20 protein-coding genes and 1 tRNA gene are annotated in these 18,001 nt (G+C 40.2%); 13 read left to right on the forward strand and 8 right to left on the reverse strand.

The genetic code is table 11. The features are described from left to right. Positions 1–456: 456 nt before the first annotated feature. The 3 genes from FTU42_RS03015 (at position 457) to FTU42_RS03025 (ending at position 2,470) form a co-directional block, all read left to right on the forward strand. The gene (locus FTU42_RS03015) at positions 457–1,155 is read left to right on the forward strand and encodes a 3'-5' exonuclease (RefSeq protein WP_180083007.1); all 699 of its coding nucleotides are present in this window, start codon (positions 457–459) and stop codon (positions 1,153–1,155) included. Between the two features lie 100 nt (positions 1,156–1,255). After that, entirely contained in the window at positions 1,256–1,921 is a 666-nt protein-coding gene (locus tag FTU42_RS03020) for a hypothetical protein (RefSeq protein WP_180083008.1), read from the forward strand. A gap of 198 nt (positions 1,922–2,119) precedes the next feature. Next, on the forward strand, positions 2,120–2,470 hold the full coding sequence (locus FTU42_RS03025; RefSeq protein WP_005097506.1) for a hypothetical protein: 351 nt from the start codon (positions 2,120–2,122) through the stop codon (positions 2,468–2,470). A 161-nt stretch (positions 2,471–2,631) separates the two neighbouring features. Here FTU42_RS03025 and FTU42_RS03030 read toward each other — a convergent pair whose 3' ends face one another. Then, positions 2,632–2,850, reverse strand: coding sequence for a hypothetical protein (locus tag FTU42_RS03030; protein ID WP_005097507.1), 219 nt, complete (start codon positions 2,848–2,850; stop codon positions 2,632–2,634). Between the two features lie 873 nt (positions 2,851–3,723). Here FTU42_RS03030 and FTU42_RS03035 point away from each other — a divergent pair. Then, a complete protein-coding gene (locus FTU42_RS03035) occupies positions 3,724–3,897 on the forward strand; it encodes a hypothetical protein (protein WP_005097508.1) in 174 nt (57 codons plus the stop codon). A 37-nt stretch (positions 3,898–3,934) separates the two neighbouring features. On the opposite strand, the gene FTU42_RS03040 is transcribed toward FTU42_RS03035, so the two are convergent. The 3 genes from FTU42_RS03040 to FTU42_RS03050 form a co-directional block, all read right to left on the reverse strand. Further along, positions 3,935–4,852 (reverse strand): LysR family transcriptional regulator, encoded by a 918-nt coding sequence (locus FTU42_RS03040; RefSeq protein WP_180083009.1) that lies wholly within the window; start codon positions 4,850–4,852, stop codon positions 3,935–3,937. Between the two features lie 432 nt (positions 4,853–5,284). Next, on the reverse strand, positions 5,285–6,199 hold the full coding sequence (locus FTU42_RS03045) for a hypothetical protein (RefSeq protein ID WP_180083010.1): 915 nt from the start codon (positions 6,197–6,199) through the stop codon (positions 5,285–5,287). 76 nt (positions 6,200–6,275) lie between these two features. Next, positions 6,276–6,351: transfer RNA gene (locus FTU42_RS03050), tRNA-Arg, on the reverse strand. Between the two features lie 178 nt (positions 6,352–6,529). Between FTU42_RS03050 and FTU42_RS03055 the strand changes: the two genes are divergently transcribed. From FTU42_RS03055 to FTU42_RS03085, 7 genes are all read left to right on the forward strand, one after another. Continuing rightward, positions 6,530–7,465, forward strand: coding sequence for an ABC transporter ATP-binding protein (locus tag FTU42_RS03055; RefSeq protein WP_005170164.1), 936 nt, complete (start codon positions 6,530–6,532; stop codon positions 7,463–7,465). Beyond that, positions 7,462–8,235: an ABC transporter permease gene (locus tag FTU42_RS03060; RefSeq protein ID WP_005097525.1), complete on the forward strand. Its 774-nt coding sequence runs from the start codon at positions 7,462–7,464 to the stop codon at positions 8,233–8,235. Before FTU42_RS03055 ends, FTU42_RS03060 begins: the two co-directional genes overlap by 4 nt. After that, positions 8,235–9,050 (forward strand): NADPH-dependent 7-cyano-7-deazaguanine reductase QueF, encoded by an 816-nt coding sequence (gene queF, locus FTU42_RS03065; RefSeq protein WP_180000185.1) that lies wholly within the window; start codon positions 8,235–8,237, stop codon positions 9,048–9,050. Before FTU42_RS03060 ends, queF begins: the two co-directional genes overlap by 1 nt. Before the next feature lie 18 nt (positions 9,051–9,068). Then, positions 9,069–9,722 carry a hypothetical protein gene (locus FTU42_RS03070; RefSeq protein WP_074383325.1) on the forward strand — a complete coding sequence of 218 codons (654 nt, stop codon included), beginning with the start codon at positions 9,069–9,071 and terminating at the stop codon, positions 9,720–9,722. A gap of 294 nt (positions 9,723–10,016) precedes the next feature. After that, positions 10,017–11,018: a lytic murein transglycosylase B gene (gene mltB / locus FTU42_RS03075; RefSeq protein ID WP_180075284.1), complete on the forward strand. Its 1,002-nt coding sequence runs from the start codon at positions 10,017–10,019 to the stop codon at positions 11,016–11,018. A gap of 290 nt (positions 11,019–11,308) precedes the next feature. Further along, positions 11,309–11,923 carry a septal ring lytic transglycosylase RlpA family protein gene (locus FTU42_RS03080; RefSeq protein ID WP_005097531.1) on the forward strand — a complete coding sequence of 205 codons (615 nt, stop codon included), beginning with the start codon at positions 11,309–11,311 and terminating at the stop codon, positions 11,921–11,923. A gap of 245 nt (positions 11,924–12,168) precedes the next feature. After that, entirely contained in the window at positions 12,169–12,624 is a 456-nt protein-coding gene (locus FTU42_RS03085) for a DUF962 domain-containing protein (protein WP_005097532.1), read from the forward strand. Positions 12,625–12,642: 18 nt separating this feature from the next. Here the strand turns inward: FTU42_RS03085 and FTU42_RS15010 are convergent, their stop codons facing one another. From FTU42_RS15010 to rpsB, 4 genes are all read right to left on the reverse strand, one after another. Next, positions 12,643–12,786 (reverse strand): DUF3465 domain-containing protein, encoded by a 144-nt coding sequence (locus FTU42_RS15010; RefSeq protein WP_347929744.1) that lies wholly within the window; start codon positions 12,784–12,786, stop codon positions 12,643–12,645. After that, positions 12,752–12,892, reverse strand: a complete 141-nt coding sequence (locus FTU42_RS15015) for a DUF3465 domain-containing protein (protein ID WP_347929327.1) — start codon at positions 12,890–12,892, stop codon at positions 12,752–12,754. The genes FTU42_RS15010 and FTU42_RS15015 overlap by 35 nt, the downstream gene beginning before the upstream one ends. 410 nt (positions 12,893–13,302) lie before the next feature. Next, positions 13,303–14,178, reverse strand: coding sequence for a translation elongation factor Ts (gene tsf / locus FTU42_RS03095; RefSeq protein ID WP_005097533.1), 876 nt, complete (start codon positions 14,176–14,178; stop codon positions 13,303–13,305). A gap of 142 nt (positions 14,179–14,320) precedes the next feature. Next, positions 14,321–15,067, reverse strand: coding sequence for a 30S ribosomal protein S2 (gene rpsB / locus FTU42_RS03100; RefSeq protein ID WP_005097534.1), 747 nt, complete (start codon positions 15,065–15,067; stop codon positions 14,321–14,323). A 471-nt stretch (positions 15,068–15,538) separates the two neighbouring features. Here rpsB and map point away from each other — a divergent pair, with 471 nt between their 5' ends. Both map and FTU42_RS03110 read left to right on the forward strand, forming a co-directional pair. Beyond that, positions 15,539–16,366, forward strand: coding sequence for a type I methionyl aminopeptidase (gene map, locus FTU42_RS03105; RefSeq protein WP_005097535.1), 828 nt, complete (start codon positions 15,539–15,541; stop codon positions 16,364–16,366). Between the two features lie 252 nt (positions 16,367–16,618). Then, the gene (locus FTU42_RS03110; protein WP_159516067.1) at positions 16,619–17,854 is read left to right on the forward strand and encodes a pyridoxal phosphate-dependent aminotransferase; all 1,236 of its coding nucleotides are present in this window, start codon (positions 16,619–16,621) and stop codon (positions 17,852–17,854) included. Positions 17,855–18,001 lie beyond the last annotated feature (147 nt).

Here is an 18,001-nt window from a genome sequence, read left to right on the forward strand (position 1 = left end):
ATGAACTTTCTGCAGTTTTTTATAAATATTACTCCAGCCTTTAGAAATCATGACCAATTTAAGTAAAATCAAATTATTGAATTGGCGTTAAAGTTTTTAACTTTTAAAATTTTGAGCATTTTTTATTCCTTCACCATCTAGTCTTGCTTGAAATGTGAAAAGACTGGTTTTCTCGAGCGCTCTGCAAGCATTTTAAAATGAGATTCAAGCTAAGTTCCGCTTACCTTTTTATCCTCTATAAACCTAGAACAGCAACTGCGTGTTAACCCTTAGAACATTTCAGGTGTACCGCTAAATCTTTTCCTGCATGAGAGTTCTGAACCTTAACCTGCAGCAAAATTGGATTTATTAACAGCATTCTTTGCGCTAAAAAGTATATTTTTTAATATTCAGCCTAATCTTTTTCCCAATTTATCGTTAATATGAGTCTGTCTCTTCTTTTATGGTGCTCAACGCATGCAGGCCATTATTCTTGATACCGAAACGCATACTTTAAATGGTCAACCCATTGAAGTTGCCTATGCGCCTGTCGCAATTGTAGACCATAAAATCAGTATGGATAAAAGCCGCCTGTTTGATCAGCTCTATTCATGTGACGAACCCATTTCTTTTGCCGCCATGGCGGTGCATCATATTCTGGAGTCTGACCTGGAAGGTCAGCCACATTACAGTACTTTTCGTCTGCCAGATGAAACGATTTATATGATTGGTCATAATATTGATTATGACGTTCGTGCCGTCGAAAAATGTGGGGTAGATACCTCGAAAATTAAAGCGATTTGTACACTGGCTTTAGCACGTCGGGTCTGGCCCGATGCAGAAGCACATAATATTTCTGCACTGATTTATATGATTACCAAAGGCAGTAAACGAGCACGTGAAATGATCCGTAAAGCGCATCGTGCCGATATGGATATTATTTTAACTGCCAACATCCTGATGCATATCGTGCATCATTTGAAAATTAACAGTATGCAGGAGCTGTTCGATGCTTCTGAAGATGCCCGAATTCCACGTACGATTAACTTTGGTAAACATCGCGGTAGCGCAATTGCAGAGCTTCCTGCCGACTATGTGCAATGGCTATTGCGCCAAGATGAACTGGATCCTTATTTGCGTAAGGCTCTCGAAAATACAGCGATTAGCACGCTTTAAACTCCTTAAAACAAGTATCTGTTTTTTAATATATTCTTCATATTATTGTAATTATCCCAGACTATGCTCTAGCTGAATTTAGTGAACAACTCATTCAGCTATGATGCATTTTTATAAAACTCAACGTGGGGTCGAGGTGCTACAGAATCGCTCTATCCCCTTGACCGCACGCCAACGCCGCTTATTGGTGCTAATCGGCAGCAAAGATTTTGATCTGTTACATGAGAGATTAAAGCAGCAACTAGCTCCCGCCGAGCTTTTAGAGCAACTTTGTGAAATGGATTTAATTGTTCCGGCTCACACCAGCATAATATCAAACAGTCCACATCAGACCGGCATAGAAGTCGATACCAAAATCAATTTGGCGCATTCCGAGATTTACCGTCCCTTAAATTCACCTCTGCCCGTCCCTTCTGTAACCGAGAACCGCAAAAACCTCCTAGTTCCTATCGAAGAGCTGCAAGAAAATTCATCTATTGAAACAAATCCAGACAATCAACCCCATCTACCCGAACCGCAAGCTTTATCTTTTGAAGACCTCAAATATCTGATGATGGAAAGCTTACAAAAATATTGTGGCTTGATGGCCAAACAGCAAATTCAGCATATTTTACAGGTACAGGATGTGCGCAGTTTAAAAATGTGCCAAATACAGTGGATCACCTCACTGCAGGAAAGCCGACTTCCTCCGCAAGAATTGAATTACATTCTAAAACAGATCAATTTTTCTTTGGCACAATTACAGCAAAATCAAGCTCATGAATAAGCATGTCTTAGTCTTTTAAACTCTTAAATGAGTGACTTTAGCAATCAAGCAGATTTAGATTTCAAATATAGACAATTGATTTTACACTATATTTATATTATCTCTAAATTTAAATCCTGAAATATCAGACTTAAGCGGGATAGAAAAAACCTGAAAATCTCGCCATATAGTGATCATTAAAATCCGCTTGGTTGCTATATGCCACATTATTTAGAATTCGATGCGTTTGATAACCCCATGCAACTGAGCAAGGTGGGCAATTGGGTCATTACCTTTTTAAGTCCGGCTGAAGAACTGGAACTTGTGCAACTGGCAATTACCTATGTACTGCCCCGCCAGCTCAGTGACAGTTTACAACCGCGACGTGTAGTGATTCAAAAAAGCCCTATCGAATACTATTGGCTGATTCAAGCCATTGAATGTTTTGACAGTAATACTCGTCAGGAAATTTCTTTAAGCCCCGAACATATCACCGCTCAGCAAACCTTAAAACAGATTCTGCAAGAATTTGAAAAATATGATGTGAATGTACAACTTAAGTACATCTGATTTCTGGCTCACCTCGGTGGGCTTTTTTATTAATAGGGGATAAATTTTGCTTTTCTGCATTCATTAAAAACTCACCAGGAAGGTGAGTTTTTAATGGCTAAACCTGTAATATCGGATAGATGGACTCAATTTTTTCACCTTTGTATAACGTATTGATCCAGTTATTCTACGACTTTATAAATATTTGAAGACTTTTGACTTTCAAATAACAGTTCAATACTCGGTAAAATAGTTTCGCCATCTACTACAATATGTTCAATTTTTTTTACCAGATCAATTGCATCATGCTGATGTTGCTCTGCAAATGAACGTAATAAAGCTTTCGCCTCAATGACCTTGCTAAATTGGTCTTTCACCTTTATATCAATAATCTTTGACATTTCTCTCTCCTTTCTATTTTCTAAGTTTCCATTTTTTATATCACACTTAAATCGCTTATTTAACGTCAAGATGTTAGCGAATTTGGCAATGTAAACTTTTTTATATGAATCAATTAGAAAAGAAATTATCTGGAATCATTAAACAAAGCTTTATAACAGACATTAAAAAAGCTCGCATTGCTGCGAGCTCTGTGTTGGATGGCTAGTGCTAGATTTATTGTTTGGTGATCAACATCAAACTCAACTAACTGTCATTGATCCGTCCAACTTATCGGTAGCGTCTTATTGGTTTTACGACCTACCATGAATTCAATATAGCAACATTTTTCAGACCTACAAGCCCTCTTTACACTTCTAAAAGAAGACTCATACAAGATTTAAATTGTCATTTTTCAAAACTAAATTATGATATTTCACGCTTATTAATTTCCAAATATTATTCTTTTTAGAAGAAAATATTTTTAGCATAAATATATGATTTCTATAAAATTTTAATTTAAGTTAATTTAGCTCAATATGTGTTCACATCATCCTTTATTAATTTATTCAGTTTTTTAAAATTTATTTTTTTAAATTATTGAGAATAATAAGCGCTACTCAGAACTTAGCGAACCTCTACAGGAACCGCTGTAATTAGCCGAATTAAAAGTAATTTTCTTATAGATATAATCCATTGTTATTTTGAACATAAAGCACTAATTTTTATTTAAAATGTACTGTATAAACACACTTATAAGCATCACAATTTGTAAAATCAAATCAGTTATAAAACAACAGTGTAATAAAGTCGCTCATATACAATAAACAAATGTACTCAAACCCGATATTAAATCGATCAAAACAAATCTATATTTCTAGAAAAGGTATATTGCGATGACTCATCCAGATGAAAAAATTAATGAAGAATTTCCAGAAGAGGAATTGGACCCACAAGAAAAACAGGATCGAGAGATGCAGCGCGGCCAGCTGGGCGTAGATAAAGACCCTCAGGTAAAAAGAGACCAAATCCGTCAACAACATCAGGATGAAGAGGAACAGAATCCTTAATATTCATATTATTGAGCCTGCTCCTTTGAGATTAGGATCAAGTGTAATACTGTGCCCGCTTTTTAGAGAATCGGTCAAGCTGCTTTAAGAATCCCTCAAAGTAATCTTTCTGTTTTTCTTCAGTTCGATAACCTGCATATAAAGTACGGCGTAAGCCTTCAGGGGCTACACAATCCAGACGGCGCGAAGTCACCCAGCCCTTCTGTTCATATTCATTTACCACCCAATCTGGCAATGCTGCAATCCCACGACCACTGGCAACAAGCTGAATCAGCATTTGAGTCAGATCGGTCGTCCGAATCTGTTTTGGCAAAATATTCGCAGGAATAAACAAGCGTGACATGATATCCAGACGATGCTTATCTACCGGATAAGTTACTAATGTTTCTTCTGCCAGTTCCTGCACCGTAATCTCTTGGGCACGTACTAAAGGATGTGTATTAGACAACACCAAACGTGATTCATATTCAAATACCGGGAAATATTCCACACCTTTGAGTGCAATCGGATCGGCAGTAATCAGTAAGTCAAACTCGCCCGTTTGTAACAATTCATGCGGATTGGCTTCAAAGCCCGAAGCAAAATCCAAATCAACATCTGGATATTGGATACGATACTGATTCAAAAGTGGCATTAGCCAGTCAAAACAACTATGACACTCTGACGAGAATATAATACGGCCTGTCTGTCCATGCACAATACGTGTGATATCACTTTGCGCTATCTGTACTTGTGGTAGCATATCATCAGCCAGTTTCAACAAACGTAAACCTACATTAGAAAAACTCACAGGGCGACTACGGCGATTGACCACTTCAACCCCGAACCATTGATCGAGTTCGCGCAATTGGTGAGACAAAGCTGAAGGTGTTAAACAGAGATCTCCTGCTGCTGCAACCAGTGATCCATGTTCTCTTAGCGCTGTCAGTGTTTTTAAATGTCGTAGTTCTATCATATGGCTTACCCAAAAAATACAGAAATCAGCTACTCAAGCTTGGTGAATAGCATAATCTATTCCCATGCCACACAATGCATTATTTTCACCTTTTAATAAAATTAATGAATATTTCTCAATAGGTCGTTTATAAAAACTACTTTCAATAATCTTTAAATTCTCGATCATCAAGGTGATAAGGAAATTTATACTCTGCATTCCAAGTGATTTTCTTTTAGAGGTCAAAAGACGCTCTGGATTCGCTTCTTAACCAAACACGCATGCACAGGAAATCATAAAAGGGGATTAATTATTTTGAATTTTAAACTACTTACGCTGTTATAGAACTCAAATTGAGTTATCCACTGACTATAATGGAACTTAAAAATTATCTGATTGGTTAGAAAGCAGGCCGGAAGATTTGAAAAAAGCAGTAGGCAGACCCCGCAAAATTTAGCGGGGTTTTTCTTGATTATATTGGTTAAATATAAGTTGAGTTGGCGGATCTTCATTATCTTCAAAATAGTGGCCATTTATTAACTTAAATTCATTCCAGCCATCTTTAAGCATTGCAGGTATATCACTATTACCATTACATTCACGAATGCATAATTCATATTTTGAACTAGTATTCATTATGGAGTTAGCGGCATCAAGAGCGTTAAAAGTACCTATAAATAATACAAACCATGTAATCAGCAAAATTATACCTGAAGATATCGGTACGCGGCTTACTGAATATCTCCCACTTATTAGGGCTTTTGATATGGATTCAAATAGCTCTGGTGCTTTGCTGGTCTTATGAGGTTTTTTATAGGTTTTAGCAATAACTTTTTTTTCAGTTTCAAATTTTGATTGAGTCTCACTAAAGTCAAATAAGCTAATAAATGACTCATCAGATCCCGTAAGTCCCTTCATTTTCTTTTTTAATGCAAGTTCAATGTCACTCGTCCTTACTTCCCACCATTCCTGCCAATACTTTGCTCCAGCTGCAACCTTTATTTGATGCCACGAAATAAAAATACCCATTAAGCAAATAATAAATTCAACATTTGGTTTACTAGCCTGGTTGCTAAAAACAGCAGCCAATAAAACCCCCTGAAACAACATAAAAAAGTTATTTCTATGAATTAAATTGGTGATTTCAAAATTTCTAGTTTCAATACTTAATTTATAAACTGATTTAAGTTCATTAATTTCGTTTTCTAATATTTCTTTAGCTTGGCGGTCTTGCTTGTTTTGCTCATCCGCAAATTTTTTGTTTGATATAAATGAATCGTCAGCTGGATGATTTATGACTTCCTTAAGGCGTCGAGAAAATAATTTAAATTTCAGGTAAGGTAACTTTACAACACTAAAGAGCCCCACAAATACTCCTAAAAATCTTGAATTACGCCAGAATTACGCCAAAGGTTTGATAAATTATTTATTTTATAAGAAGTAGTGGTGCGCTCAGCGGGACTCGAACCCACGCCACAGGCTTCGGAGACCTGTACTCTATCCAGTTGAGCTATGAGCGCGCGATGCACATCATAACAAAAAAAATCATAAGGTAAAGCAACTATCTATAACTTCGTCATTTTATGCTTAGACTTTATACAATGTTCCAAAACAGCAACACAGAATTCCATGTGAATCACTTGGCTTATTTTCCAAGATCACTCACAATATCTCAACTTTTCACCATTTGAGATATTCATGACTGATGCACTGATCTTAAGAGATGTGTCAAAGACCTATCGCAATGGCTTTCAGGCATTAAAAGGAATCAACTTAAATGTACCAGAAGGTGAGTTTTATGCACTTCTGGGGCCAAATGGCGCCGGAAAATCCACCACCATCGGTATTATCAGTTCATTAACAAAAAAAACCGCCGGCACAGTCGAAATTTTTGGTCATAACCTGGATACCCATCCCTCCCAAGCCAAACAGTGTTTAGGTGTGGTTCCTCAGGAATTTAACTTCGCCCAGTTTGAAAAAACTTTCGACATTCTGGTGACGCAAGCCGGCTATTACGGGATTCCTAAAAAAATTGCACAGCAACGGGCTGAACTCTATCTGACCAAGCTGGGCCTATGGGAAAAACGTGCAACGCAGGCGCGTATGCTGTCGGGCGGTATGAAACGTCGTTTGATGATTGCACGTGCCATGATGCATGAACCGAAACTTTTGATTCTGGATGAACCAACTGCGGGTGTCGACATCGAATTACGTCGTTCAATGTGGGAGTTTTTGAACGAGATGAATGAGCAAGGGACATCCATCATTCTCACCACCCACTATTTAGAAGAAGCCGAAATGCTGTGTCGCCGCATTGCGATTATCGATCGTGGTGTGATTAAAGAAGACACCAGCATGAAGAGCTTCCTAAGTCAGCTGAATGAAGAATCCTTTATTTTTGATCTTGCAGCACCGATTGAACCTTTGCATCTGGAGATTATCGGGGTACGTTTTAATTTAATCGACCCGATGACCTTAGAAATTACCATGGACAAGGCACATAGCATGAATGATCTGTTCCAGCTATTGGAATCACAGAATATTCAGGTACGCAGTATGCGTAACAAATCCAATCGTCTGGAAGAGCTTTTTGTCAAAATGGTCGAAAAAAATCTGGATGGAGCTGCGCAATGAACATTAATCAACTCAGCGTAGCTTTATATACCATTGTATATAAAGAAGTCCGCCGTTTTATGCGGATCTGGCCGCAAACCTTGTTACCACCTGCCATCACCATGAGCTTGTATTTCGTGATTTTCGGCAATCTGATCGGTTCGCGGATTGGAGACATGGGCGGCTATAGCTATATGGAGTTCATTGTGCCCGGTCTGATCATGATGGCCGTGATTACCAACAGCTATGCCAACGTCTCTTCCAGTTTTTTCAGTTCAAAATTTCAAAAGAGTATTGAAGAGCTGGTCATGAGTCCAGTACCGATGCATGCCATTCTTTGGGGACATGTGCTGGGCGGTGTGATTCGTGGAGTACTGGTGGCGATTATTGTTAGTGCCGTAAGTTTGTTTTTTGCGGATCTATACATTACCAACTGGTTTGTGACGATTTATACCGTATTGATTACCTCCCTGCTGTTTTCTTTGGGTGGTTTTATCAATGCCGTCTATGCCAAATCTTTTGATGATATTTCGATTATCCCGACCTTTGTTTTAACGCCACTGACTTATTTAGGCGGTGTGTTTTATGCAATTTCTGCCTTAAGTCCATTCTGGCAAAATTTATCTTTGATCAACCCTGTGGTGTATATGGTCAATGCCTTCCGCTATGGCATTTTAGGACATAGCGATGTCAATGTAACTGTTTCACTTGCAGTGGTCACCTTATGTTGCGGCCTGCTCTATGCATTGGCCTATCATTTACTCTCCCGTGGTTCAGGAATGCGTGAATAATGAGTGTAGAACAATCTCTTCTTGGTAAAGACACCAATTACCCGACAGAATATCAGCCGGATGTTCTGTTTCCGATTTCGCGCGCACCTGCTCGTGAACAATACGCGCATGTCGACGCGATTCAGCAAGGCACCGACTGGTGGCATGTTTTTGAAATTTCCTGGTTAAATTCAGCCGGTGTGCCGCAAGTCGCAATTGGACGGATCAGCCTGCCTGCTTCTTCGCCGAATCTGATTGAATCCAAATCACTCAAGCTTTACTTTAATAGTTTGAATTTTGCCAAATTTGAATCTCAAGCTGACTTTATCACCACGGTGGAAAAAGATTTATCTGCTGCGGCTGGCGCAGAGATTACGTTAGATTTATTTCAGGTTGATGACTTGGAAGTTGCCCAACCTGAAGGCATCTGCATTGATGAACTAATTCCGGAACGTCTGGAAAATCATCCTGATGCGAGTCTTTTGGCTTTGGATGCGAACCATACCGAAGAAGTTGAAATCCAGCTGTATTCACATTTATTAAGAAGTAACTGCCCAGTCACTGGACAACCGGATTGGGGTACAGTATTTATACGCTATCAGGGCAAAAAACCTTGTTATAAGAGTATTTTGGCTTATATTATTTCTTATCGTCAGCATAACGGTTTTCACGAACAATGCGTGGAGCAGATGTTTGCCGATCTCTGGCAACAACTGAAACCGGAAAAGCTGATGGTCTACGCAACCTATACACGCCGCGGTGGATTGGATATCAACCCTTGCCGTGTATCGGATTTAACATGGATGCCTCGCCCTATTCGATTAGCGCGACAATAAAAACATTGAGGTTTAACAATGCCATTTTTTGGTTTTATTCCTTCTGCAGAGCTTTTAAATACAATTCAGACTGCACAACAAAATAAAAATTCAAATGAGCCGCTTTACCCACTCCGTGATAAAACCGCATTGATGATTAATGATGAAATTATTGATGCGATTCTCACGGAACTGGTGCGTCGTTTTCCTGCAAGTGATAAGCGCGATACTGCGGAAAAACTGGCGGGCTATATCAAGTCAACTGTGGCGGTATTGCTGAAACAGTTATTGAGTAAAGCGCCGAATGATGTGGTGAAGCAATCTATTGCTTTCTCTGAACGCAGTCTGTTTAAAGACCCTGAAGGACAGATCCGTATTGGTGAGTCGCTGGATGCCAATCTGGTGACCAATTTAAAACATCATTATGCGGAACTAAGAGCCGGTCAGAGTATCGACAAACAAATGTTTAGCAACCTGTATAAGCAGTTTGGTGAAGCGACGGTACGTCACTTTATGGTCGATTTTAATAAAACCTTGGATCTTGGCATGATCAAACGCAAGGCAGCAGATATTGGTGCTTCTGCTGTGATTAAGGCCATCAATATGGCTGCAGATAAAATCATTCTCAATCTGAACAAGGATGAGCTTCGCGCCATGGCTGAATATCATGACACCTTGTTCTATACAGAATAGGTCTGCATAGAATCATCTAAGAGTGATTTTTTAAAATTAGCCTGACTTCGGTCAGGCTTTTTTATGTTCAATGAAATAGCTTGTTACAGATAAGCAGCTCCACAAGGCAAACTGACGCAAAAATAACCAGTCTTTCACTATTTTTGTATATGCATCTAGGTCTCTTAATCATCCGAATGTTATCTTTAATCTGGTTTTTACAGCCTCATGATTGAAAAAATTTCTCAATCTTTTTCATGGCATGATTCAAATAACATTGCCCGCAACTTATCAAAAATTGGAAATCGTACCAAGATGTTGAAATCGAATTTTTATAAAAAATTTAAACAGCTTTCAATCGCATTGACCGCATTAGGTCTCAGCAGTTTCAGTCTGGCCAACGATTTCCAATCTCATCCCTCTTATGCCAGTTTTAAACAGACTGCCATGCAAAATTATGGGCTGAGTGCCCAGCAAGTCGATTCAGCCATGAACGGGGCGCGCAACCTGCCCAATATCATCAATATTATGAATCGTCCAGGTGAAAGCAAGCCTTGGTATTCTTATAAAACCAACTTTCTGGCTGAGTCGACCATTCAACGCGGTGTGCGCTTTAAACAGCAATATGCGGAAACGCTGAATCGCGCTGAACAGCAGTTTGGTGTACCACAGTCAATCATTCTCGGGATTTTAGGGGTAGAAACCGGCTTTGGTACCAATAAGGGTTCTTTTGTCACCCGTGATGCGCTGGCCACCTTAGGTTTTGGTTATGAGCGTCGTGCCCAGTATTTTCAAGATGAACTGGCGGCATTAATTGCCTGGTCTTATAAAGATGGCGTTTCAGCTTCTTCTATCGTCGGCTCTTATGCAGGTGCGGTCGGTTATCCACAATTCATGCCAAGTAATATTCCAAAATTCGGCGTGGACTACGATGGTAACGGACATATTGACCTGCGTAATTCAGCAGTAGATGCGATTGGCTCGATTGCCAACTATTTAGCCCAGCATGGCTGGCAGCGTAATCAACCGATTGCTTTTCCGGCCCGTTATAGTGGCTCGAACCCGGATGCGGTAATTGCCAAAGATCTGACTCAACCTAGCCCATATGGTGTGTTAAAAACACAAGGGATTAGCCCAATGAATCCTATTGTTCAAATTGACGATCTAGACTTGGTCAATGTAATTCAATTACAAGAAAATTATGGGCATATTTACTATATTACTTATCCAAATTTTCAAGTGATTACTACTTATAATCGCAGCCGAATGTATGCCACTGCATTGTGGTTATTAGGTACAGAAATTACTAGCCGTTAACATGAGAATTTAATACAAATTATTAAAGTCAACATTTTTATGAGTGATTATGAGCAAATATTGATCAATTTTAATATTGTGTTACAATATTGATCATATTTTAATCACTCATTGTTTATTTTAAGTTCTTTTTTAAACTATTTTAATTAAATACTAGACAGGATATTGCAGGCATGAATATTATCCATTTCGTTAAATGTAGTTGCATAAGTTAAATATCAGGCGTGTTTACATGGTTTTTCAGTTACTTATGAACAAATCCATGCGATATGCTGTTAGGAGTTGATTCGATGCATTCTTCAATTTTGAAGTATTTTATGGCTATTGCCACGATAGTCACACTGACGCAATCGCAGGCAGATATGGTTCCGTCATCTTCGTTTAATCACGAAAATGACAATTCGCGCCTTGCAACGCGTGTATTAAATAAAGAAGCTCAAAGCTTCAATTCAAATTTCACCAATTTGAACAGCCTTTCAATCACTGAGCGTTCTGGCGATAAAGTTCGCCGTGAAACCATTGCAGCGAAAATTGAAATTCCTGCAGAAGAGCCTTCAGTGATTGAAAAACTGAATACCGTGGCTTCTAATACTGTACGCAAGTTCAGTCAGACAGGTACAGCCTCTTGGTATGGTCGCCAGTTCCACGGCCGTAAAACTGCAAGCGGTGAAACCTTTGACATGAATGCAATGACTGCTGCTCATCGTAGCCTGCCATTGAACTGTTATATTCGTGTGACCAATAGAAATAATGGTAAAAGCGTAGTGGTTAAAGTCAATGACCGCGGCCCATTCCATGGTAACCGTGTCGTCGATTTATCTTATGGCGCAGCGAAGAAACTCGGCATTACCAATGCCGGTGTTGGCAATGTCAGTATTGAGCGTGTCGCTGGTCCAAATTCTTAAGATTTAACTTGCAATACATTTAACCAAAAGCCACAGTAATGTGGCTTTTTTATTAACTTCAAGTTATAGAAAAATGACAATCAATCTATAGTTCCTCTTATCTCCGGCTACCTGTCCATTACAGCTTGAATGTTGCAAATTCGCCAAATAAAATTCACGTTCTGGCACGATTAACTTTTGACCAAACCTAGATTCTGCTTTATATTTTCAGGCAAGCACAACGTATTCATGGAATGGAGCGAATAATGAAAACAATATCTGAATGGCTGGATGAATATAGTGACAGTCATCAAAACAAAACCAATAAGCTGATTCACTGGGTCTGCGTACCGACTATCTATTTTTCGATTATTGGCATTATTGCGCACTTTAGTGCTTTACTGACCGCCCTTCTGCTAGCTCTGGCTTTTATTTTCTATGCCCGACTAGATATTGTTTTGGCAGTTGCAATGGCTGCTTTAACATTGATCATGGCCTGGTTAATCTGGATTCTGCCAGTCGGTGCCGGTTTTTATGTTGGCCTATTTGTTTTTGCCTGGATTGGTCAGTTTTATGGCCACAAAGTGGAAGGCAAAAAGCCATCTTTCTTTAAAGACCTTCAATTCCTTCTTATTGGCCCGATTTGGTGCATGGATGCTTATTTAGCTAAAGTAGCACCTTCCTGGAAAAGTCGCCAGATACGAGACATGAAGAGCATTTAGCAGCATTCTTCATTTTTTCTAATGAGAAGAACCTTCTTGATAGGTTCTTCCTTGATGTTTTAACCGGCCATACACATGTTTTCGGGCACAATCATGATGCATCCAGTGCGCCACATCCCCCTTCTCGCTATTTATATTCACTATAAAATTCGACAATATCATCTTTTTGAATCGAACCAATGCCGGGTGCGGAATCGATATTATATGTCACCAATACAATTTGATCATTCAAGCATGAACTCTTAATAGCGTGATCCTTTATGATCATCACCTAACGTTGCAATCATTGTTCGATAAGATCGAACCCCAATAGCACCCTGATGATGTTGAAAAGCAGTCTAAATTTTATTGAGATCATCTTGAGACATAGCTTCAAAATGAGTGTCGGTGTGGCGACTTGGCTGACTTTGTGTTAAGGAGCTCCACTCAAACTGGTTTTGCTAGGTATCAACACAGATATACAGCAATCAATAAGCAATCATCGCCCCAATACCCATGTCGGTTTTATATGCGCTATTAATGATTTTCAATTCTTTAAATTTCGTTGATTTTATCACGCGTACTTTCTAAGCAAACTCGCATTTTCCAAGAAAAACTACCGCTTTCGACTTATTGTATTTTTATGCAGATATAAAAAAAGCCCCACAAAGTGGAGCTTCTTTATAATTCGTTACCGAATTATTGAGCAGCAGCCTGAGCAGCAGCAACTTCTTCTGCGAAACTCATTTCAGCTTTCTTCTCGATACCTTCACCAACTTCGAAACGAACGAATTCAGCTACAGTAGTACCTGTTGCTTTAAGAACGTCAGCAACTTTCTTGTCGTTGTCGATTACGTACATTTGACGCTCAAGAACAACTTCGTTCAAGTATTTCTCAACAGAACCCACAACCATCTTCTCAACGATGTTTGCTGGCTTGCCAGATTCAAGTGCTTTCGCTTCAGCAATTTCTTTCTCTTTCGCGATAAGCTCAGCAGAAACGCCTTCAGCATTTACAGCGACTGGGTTGAACGCAGCAACGTGCATTGCCAAGCCTTTACCAGTTGCTTCATCACCAGTATAAGAAACAACAACACCGATACGAAGACCGTGTTTGTAAACTGCAAGGTTAGCACCTTCAACAATTTTCGCACGACGTACTTGGATGTTTTCACCGATTTTTTGAACAAGAGCGATACGCGCTTCTTCTACAGTTGCACCATCTTCTAGTTTCAATTCAGCGATTTGAGCAGGATCAGTTACGTTTGCAGCAAGTGCAGCAGCCGCAACTTTCGCAGAGAAACCAGCAAAGTTTTCATCTTTTGCAACGAAGTCAGTCTGGCAGTTTACTTCTAAAAGAAGTGCTTTGTTGCCTTCTTGAGCAATCGTGATCGCGCCATCAGCAGCGATGTTACCCGCTTTTTTAGCAGCTTTCGCTTGACCAGATTTACGTAGGTTATCGATCGCTAATTCAACGTCGCCGCCCGCCTCTGTCAAAGCTTTTTTACATTCCATCATTGCAAGACCAGTACGATCGCGCAATTCTTTAACCATGCTTGCTGTAACTGCAGTCATGTTTATCTCCTAAATTCGGTAGAAAATGAATTCTTTTTAGAACAGAAACGGCCCAGAGGAGTTCTCATGGGCCGCCTGCATACATAACGCTTACTTTGCCACCATCACATGTCGCAAAAATGACAAGCTTGCGTCAAACGCATTAAGCCTCAGAAGCTGGAGCTTCTTCTGCTTTAGCTTGTGCATTCGCTTGTGATTGAGCATATTCTTTACCAGCAAGAATCGCATCAGCCATAGCAGAAGCATACAGTGTTACTGCACGGATCGCATCATCGTTACCCGGAATAACGTAATCTACGTTGTCTGGGTTAGAGTTTGTATCAACGATACCGATTACAGGAATACCAAGGTTCTTTGCTTCTTTGATTGCAATTGCTTCGTGATCAACGTCGATTACGAATAATGCGTCAGGTAAACCACCCATGTTTTTCACGCCGCCAAGACCGCGTTCAAGTTTTTCCATCTCACGAGTACGTTCTAAAGCTTCACGTTTAGTTAGCTTAAGGAAAGTACCGTCTTGAGATTGAGTTTGAAGGTCTTTTAGACGGTTGATAGATTGGCGAAGTGTTTTCCAGTTCGTCAACATACCACCTAACCAGCGGTGATCAACATATGGTTGACCAGCACGTTGCGCTTGTTCACGGATGATTGCAGAAGCTGCGCGCTTAGTACCAACAAACAAAACTTTGTTCTTTTTGCTCGCCAAGTTGTTAGCAAAGTTCAAAGCATCATTTAACGCAGGAACAGTGTGCTCAAGGTTGATGATGTGAATTTTGTTACGCGCACCAAAGATGTAATCGCGCATTTTTGGGTTCCAAAAACGTGTTTGGTGACCAAAGTGTGCGCCTGCTTGTAGAAGGTCGCGCATGCCTACGTTGTAATCTGCCATTTTCTTTACCTTAAAGTTTGGGTTAGGCCTCCATATACCCGCATTCTCCACCCAAGGGATTGCTGTCATTTTATCAGTGGTTGCGACAGAGGACATTTTTTAGCGATACAAGGCATGAATAGTGAGATTTAACATTCTAAATAAACTATTCATAACGCAGTAGCGTCAAAAAACGTCCCTATCCCGAAGGGTTGTAGCTAAAATCCCCTCATACTTCGTTATGAAACTCGATAAGGGAATACCATTACCATCGTTTCATGCCTCGCATGACGAAATTTTAGCTGACAACGCAACTCACATATAAAGTGACAACAATCCCTAGAAGCACCCAGAGTAATGTGTCGATATATGTGCGGATTTTTTGCCCCATCGCACAAAGCCCGTGAAATTTATTCACGAAAAAGCATTTGATAAAATGGGCGGCTATTTATACCATAGTCACACACAAATTTCCAAAAGTTTTTAGAGATCATGAACAACACTTACCAAGCGCCACGTCGACTTATCAAAACCCCTGACGAAATTGAAAAAATGCGTGTGGCAGGGCGACTGGCGGCAGAAGTATTGGATATGATCAAACCGCATATTGTTCCAGGTGTTACTACGCTAGAACTTGATACGATTTGTCATGACTATATTGTTAACCAACAACAAGCCATTCCAGCCTGCTTAGGTTATGGTGCAGCACCAGGTCGGCCTGCTTTCCAGCATGTGATTTGCACTTCTGTGAATCATGTGGTGTGTCACGGCATTCCATCGGATAGCAAAAAATTGAAAAAAGGTGACATTCTGAATATCGATGTCACTGTGATTAAAGATGGCTATCATGGCGATACCAACATGATGTACATCGTCGGTGGTGAAACGTCTATTCTTGCTAACCGTCTATGTAAAGTAGCGCAAGAAGCCATGTACCGGGGTATTGAAACTGTAAAACCAGGGTCAACCATTGGTGATATTGGCCACGTGATTCAAAAATATGTCGAATCTGAACGTTTTGGTGTGGTACGTGAATATTGTGGTCATGGAATTGGCACGACTTTCCATGACGAACCGCAAGTATTGCATTACGGCCAGCCAGATACCGGGATGATTTTAGAAGAAGGCATGACTTTTACCATTGAGCCTATGGTGAATGGTGGCGACTGGAAAACCAAATTACTGGGTGATAAATGGACGGTGGTCACCAAAGACCATTCATTGTCAGCACAATATGAACATACCCTGCTCGTCACTAAAACAGGGGTTGAAATCTTAACCGCGCGTCCGGATGAAGATCTGTCACGCTTTAATAAATAAGTACCAAGACAACACCACAAAATGGTCACTATAAAGTGGCCATTTTTAGTTTATATTGACTGGCTTATGGGGGTTTACTTGATAACTCAAGCCTTTTAACTGTTGTCCCTTGGCATCGGAGTTCAAGATAAAGCTCTGCAAGTACACCATTTTTTCCTCAAAGTTTTCCAAATTCTTTTGCCCCATGCCTCGCATTTTAAGCTAAGATAATGTGCTTTTTATTTTTTAATCCCTATAAGAAGGAATACTGCCGTGGACGTACGTCTCTCTGATCGTGTAAATGCCATCAAACCGTCCCCAACGCTTGCTGTGACCAACAAAGCTGCTGAATTAAAAGCTGCAGGTCATAATGTTATTGGTTTGGGCGCAGGTGAGCCAGATTTTGATACACCGCAACACATCAAAGATGCAGCAATTGCAGCGATTAACAACGGTTTCACCAAATACACCGCTGTTGACGGTACGCCAGGTCTTAAAAAAGCCATTATTGCTAAATTGAAACGTGACAATAACCTAGACTACGCAGCAAACCAGATTCTGGTTTCTTGTGGTGGTAAACAATCATTCTTTAACCTGTCTTTGGCTTTGTTGAACAAAGGTGATGAAGTTATCATTCCTGCACCTTTCTGGGTCAGCTACCCGGATATGGTGATCATCGCTGAAGGCGTACCTGTGATTGTGAAATGTGGTGAAGAACAGCGTTTCAAAATCACACCTGAACAACTAGAAGCTGCCATCACCGACAAAACACGTTTAGTGGTATTGAACAGTCCCTCTAACCCGACTGGCATGATCTACACCAAAGAAGAACTTCTTGCTTTGGCTGAGGTACTGCGTAAATACCCTGAAGTATTCATCGCGTCTGATGACATGTATGAACCGATTCGTTGGGAAGATGAGTTCTATAACATCGCCACTGTTGCACCAGACCTGTATGACCGCACAATCGTGTTAAACGGTGTATCTAAAGCCTATGCAATGACTGGCTGGCGTATTGGCTATGCAGCGGGCCCTGCTAAACTGATCGGTGCGATGAAAAAAATCCAGTCACAATCCACTTCAAATCCAACTTCAATTTCACAAGTTGCTGCCGAAGCTGCATTGAATGGTCCTCAAGATGTTCTTGAGCCAATGATTGAAGCATTCAAACGTCGTCATGACCTGGTTGTGAAAGGCTTGAATGACATCAATGGTATTTCTTGCTTACCTGCGGATGGTGCATTCTATGCATACGCAAACATCAAACCGTTGATTCGTGCCAAAGGTCTTAAATCTTGCACAGAATTCTCTGCTTGGTTACTGGAAGAAACTGGCGTTGCCGTTGTTCCTGGCGATGCATTCGGTCTAGGCGGTTTCATGCGTATTTCTTATGCAACTGCAGATGAAGTGTTGGTTGATGCACTTGCGCGTATCAAGAAAGCTGCTGATTCAATCGAAGGCGTTGACGCTGCGATTGCTTCAATCGAAGCTGAAAAAGCGGCACAATAATCAACTCGCTTGATTTAGAAAACCCGCGTTGATCGCGGGTTTTTTATGCCATTCCAAGATGCTTTTGATAACGTATTTTAAGCAGATCAAACAAATGATCGCAGCCAAAGTGTATGCCACACATAGCATTGAAAAAAATAAATATTT

The sequence above is a fragment of the Acinetobacter sp. YH12102 genome, assembly GCF_013419125.1.
In the GTDB taxonomy this organism is placed as follows: domain Bacteria; phylum Pseudomonadota; class Gammaproteobacteria; order Pseudomonadales; family Moraxellaceae; genus Acinetobacter; species Acinetobacter pseudolwoffii.

Excerpts from the sequence above, each read along its gene's own strand:
- FTU42_RS03015 (WP_180083007.1), top strand. The coding sequence starts at position 457 with ATGCAGGCCATTATTCTTGATACCGAAACGCATACTTTAAATGGTCAA.
- FTU42_RS03020 (WP_180083008.1), top strand. The coding sequence starts at position 1,256 with ATGATGCATTTTTATAAAACTCAACGTGGGGTCGAGGTGCTACAGAAT.
- FTU42_RS03025 (WP_005097506.1), top strand. The coding sequence starts at position 2,120 with ATGCCACATTATTTAGAATTCGATGCGTTTGATAACCCCATGCAACTG.
- FTU42_RS03030 (WP_005097507.1), bottom strand. The coding sequence starts at position 2,850 with ATGTCAAAGATTATTGATATAAAGGTGAAAGACCAATTTAGCAAGGTC.
- FTU42_RS03035 (WP_005097508.1), top strand. The coding sequence starts at position 3,724 with ATGACTCATCCAGATGAAAAAATTAATGAAGAATTTCCAGAAGAGGAA.
- FTU42_RS03040 (WP_180083009.1), bottom strand. The coding sequence starts at position 4,852 with ATGATAGAACTACGACATTTAAAAACACTGACAGCGCTAAGAGAACAT.
- FTU42_RS03055 (WP_005170164.1), top strand. The coding sequence starts at position 6,530 with ATGACTGATGCACTGATCTTAAGAGATGTGTCAAAGACCTATCGCAAT.
- FTU42_RS03060 (WP_005097525.1), top strand. The coding sequence starts at position 7,462 with ATGAACATTAATCAACTCAGCGTAGCTTTATATACCATTGTATATAAA.
- queF (WP_180000185.1), top strand. The coding sequence starts at position 8,235 with ATGAGTGTAGAACAATCTCTTCTTGGTAAAGACACCAATTACCCGACA.
- FTU42_RS03070 (WP_074383325.1), top strand. The coding sequence starts at position 9,069 with ATGCCATTTTTTGGTTTTATTCCTTCTGCAGAGCTTTTAAATACAATT.
- mltB (WP_180075284.1), top strand. The coding sequence starts at position 10,017 with ATGTTGAAATCGAATTTTTATAAAAAATTTAAACAGCTTTCAATCGCA.
- FTU42_RS03080 (WP_005097531.1), top strand. The coding sequence starts at position 11,309 with ATGCATTCTTCAATTTTGAAGTATTTTATGGCTATTGCCACGATAGTC.
- FTU42_RS03085 (WP_005097532.1), top strand. The coding sequence starts at position 12,169 with ATGAAAACAATATCTGAATGGCTGGATGAATATAGTGACAGTCATCAA.
- FTU42_RS15010 (WP_347929744.1), bottom strand. The coding sequence starts at position 12,786 with ATGATATTGTCGAATTTTATAGTGAATATAAATAGCGAGAAGGGGGAT.
- FTU42_RS15015 (WP_347929327.1), bottom strand. The coding sequence starts at position 12,892 with ATGATCATAAAGGATCACGCTATTAAGAGTTCATGCTTGAATGATCAA.
- tsf (WP_005097533.1), bottom strand. The coding sequence starts at position 14,178 with ATGACTGCAGTTACAGCAAGCATGGTTAAAGAATTGCGCGATCGTACT.
- rpsB (WP_005097534.1), bottom strand. The coding sequence starts at position 15,067 with ATGGCAGATTACAACGTAGGCATGCGCGACCTTCTACAAGCAGGCGCA.
- map (WP_005097535.1), top strand. The coding sequence starts at position 15,539 with ATGAACAACACTTACCAAGCGCCACGTCGACTTATCAAAACCCCTGAC.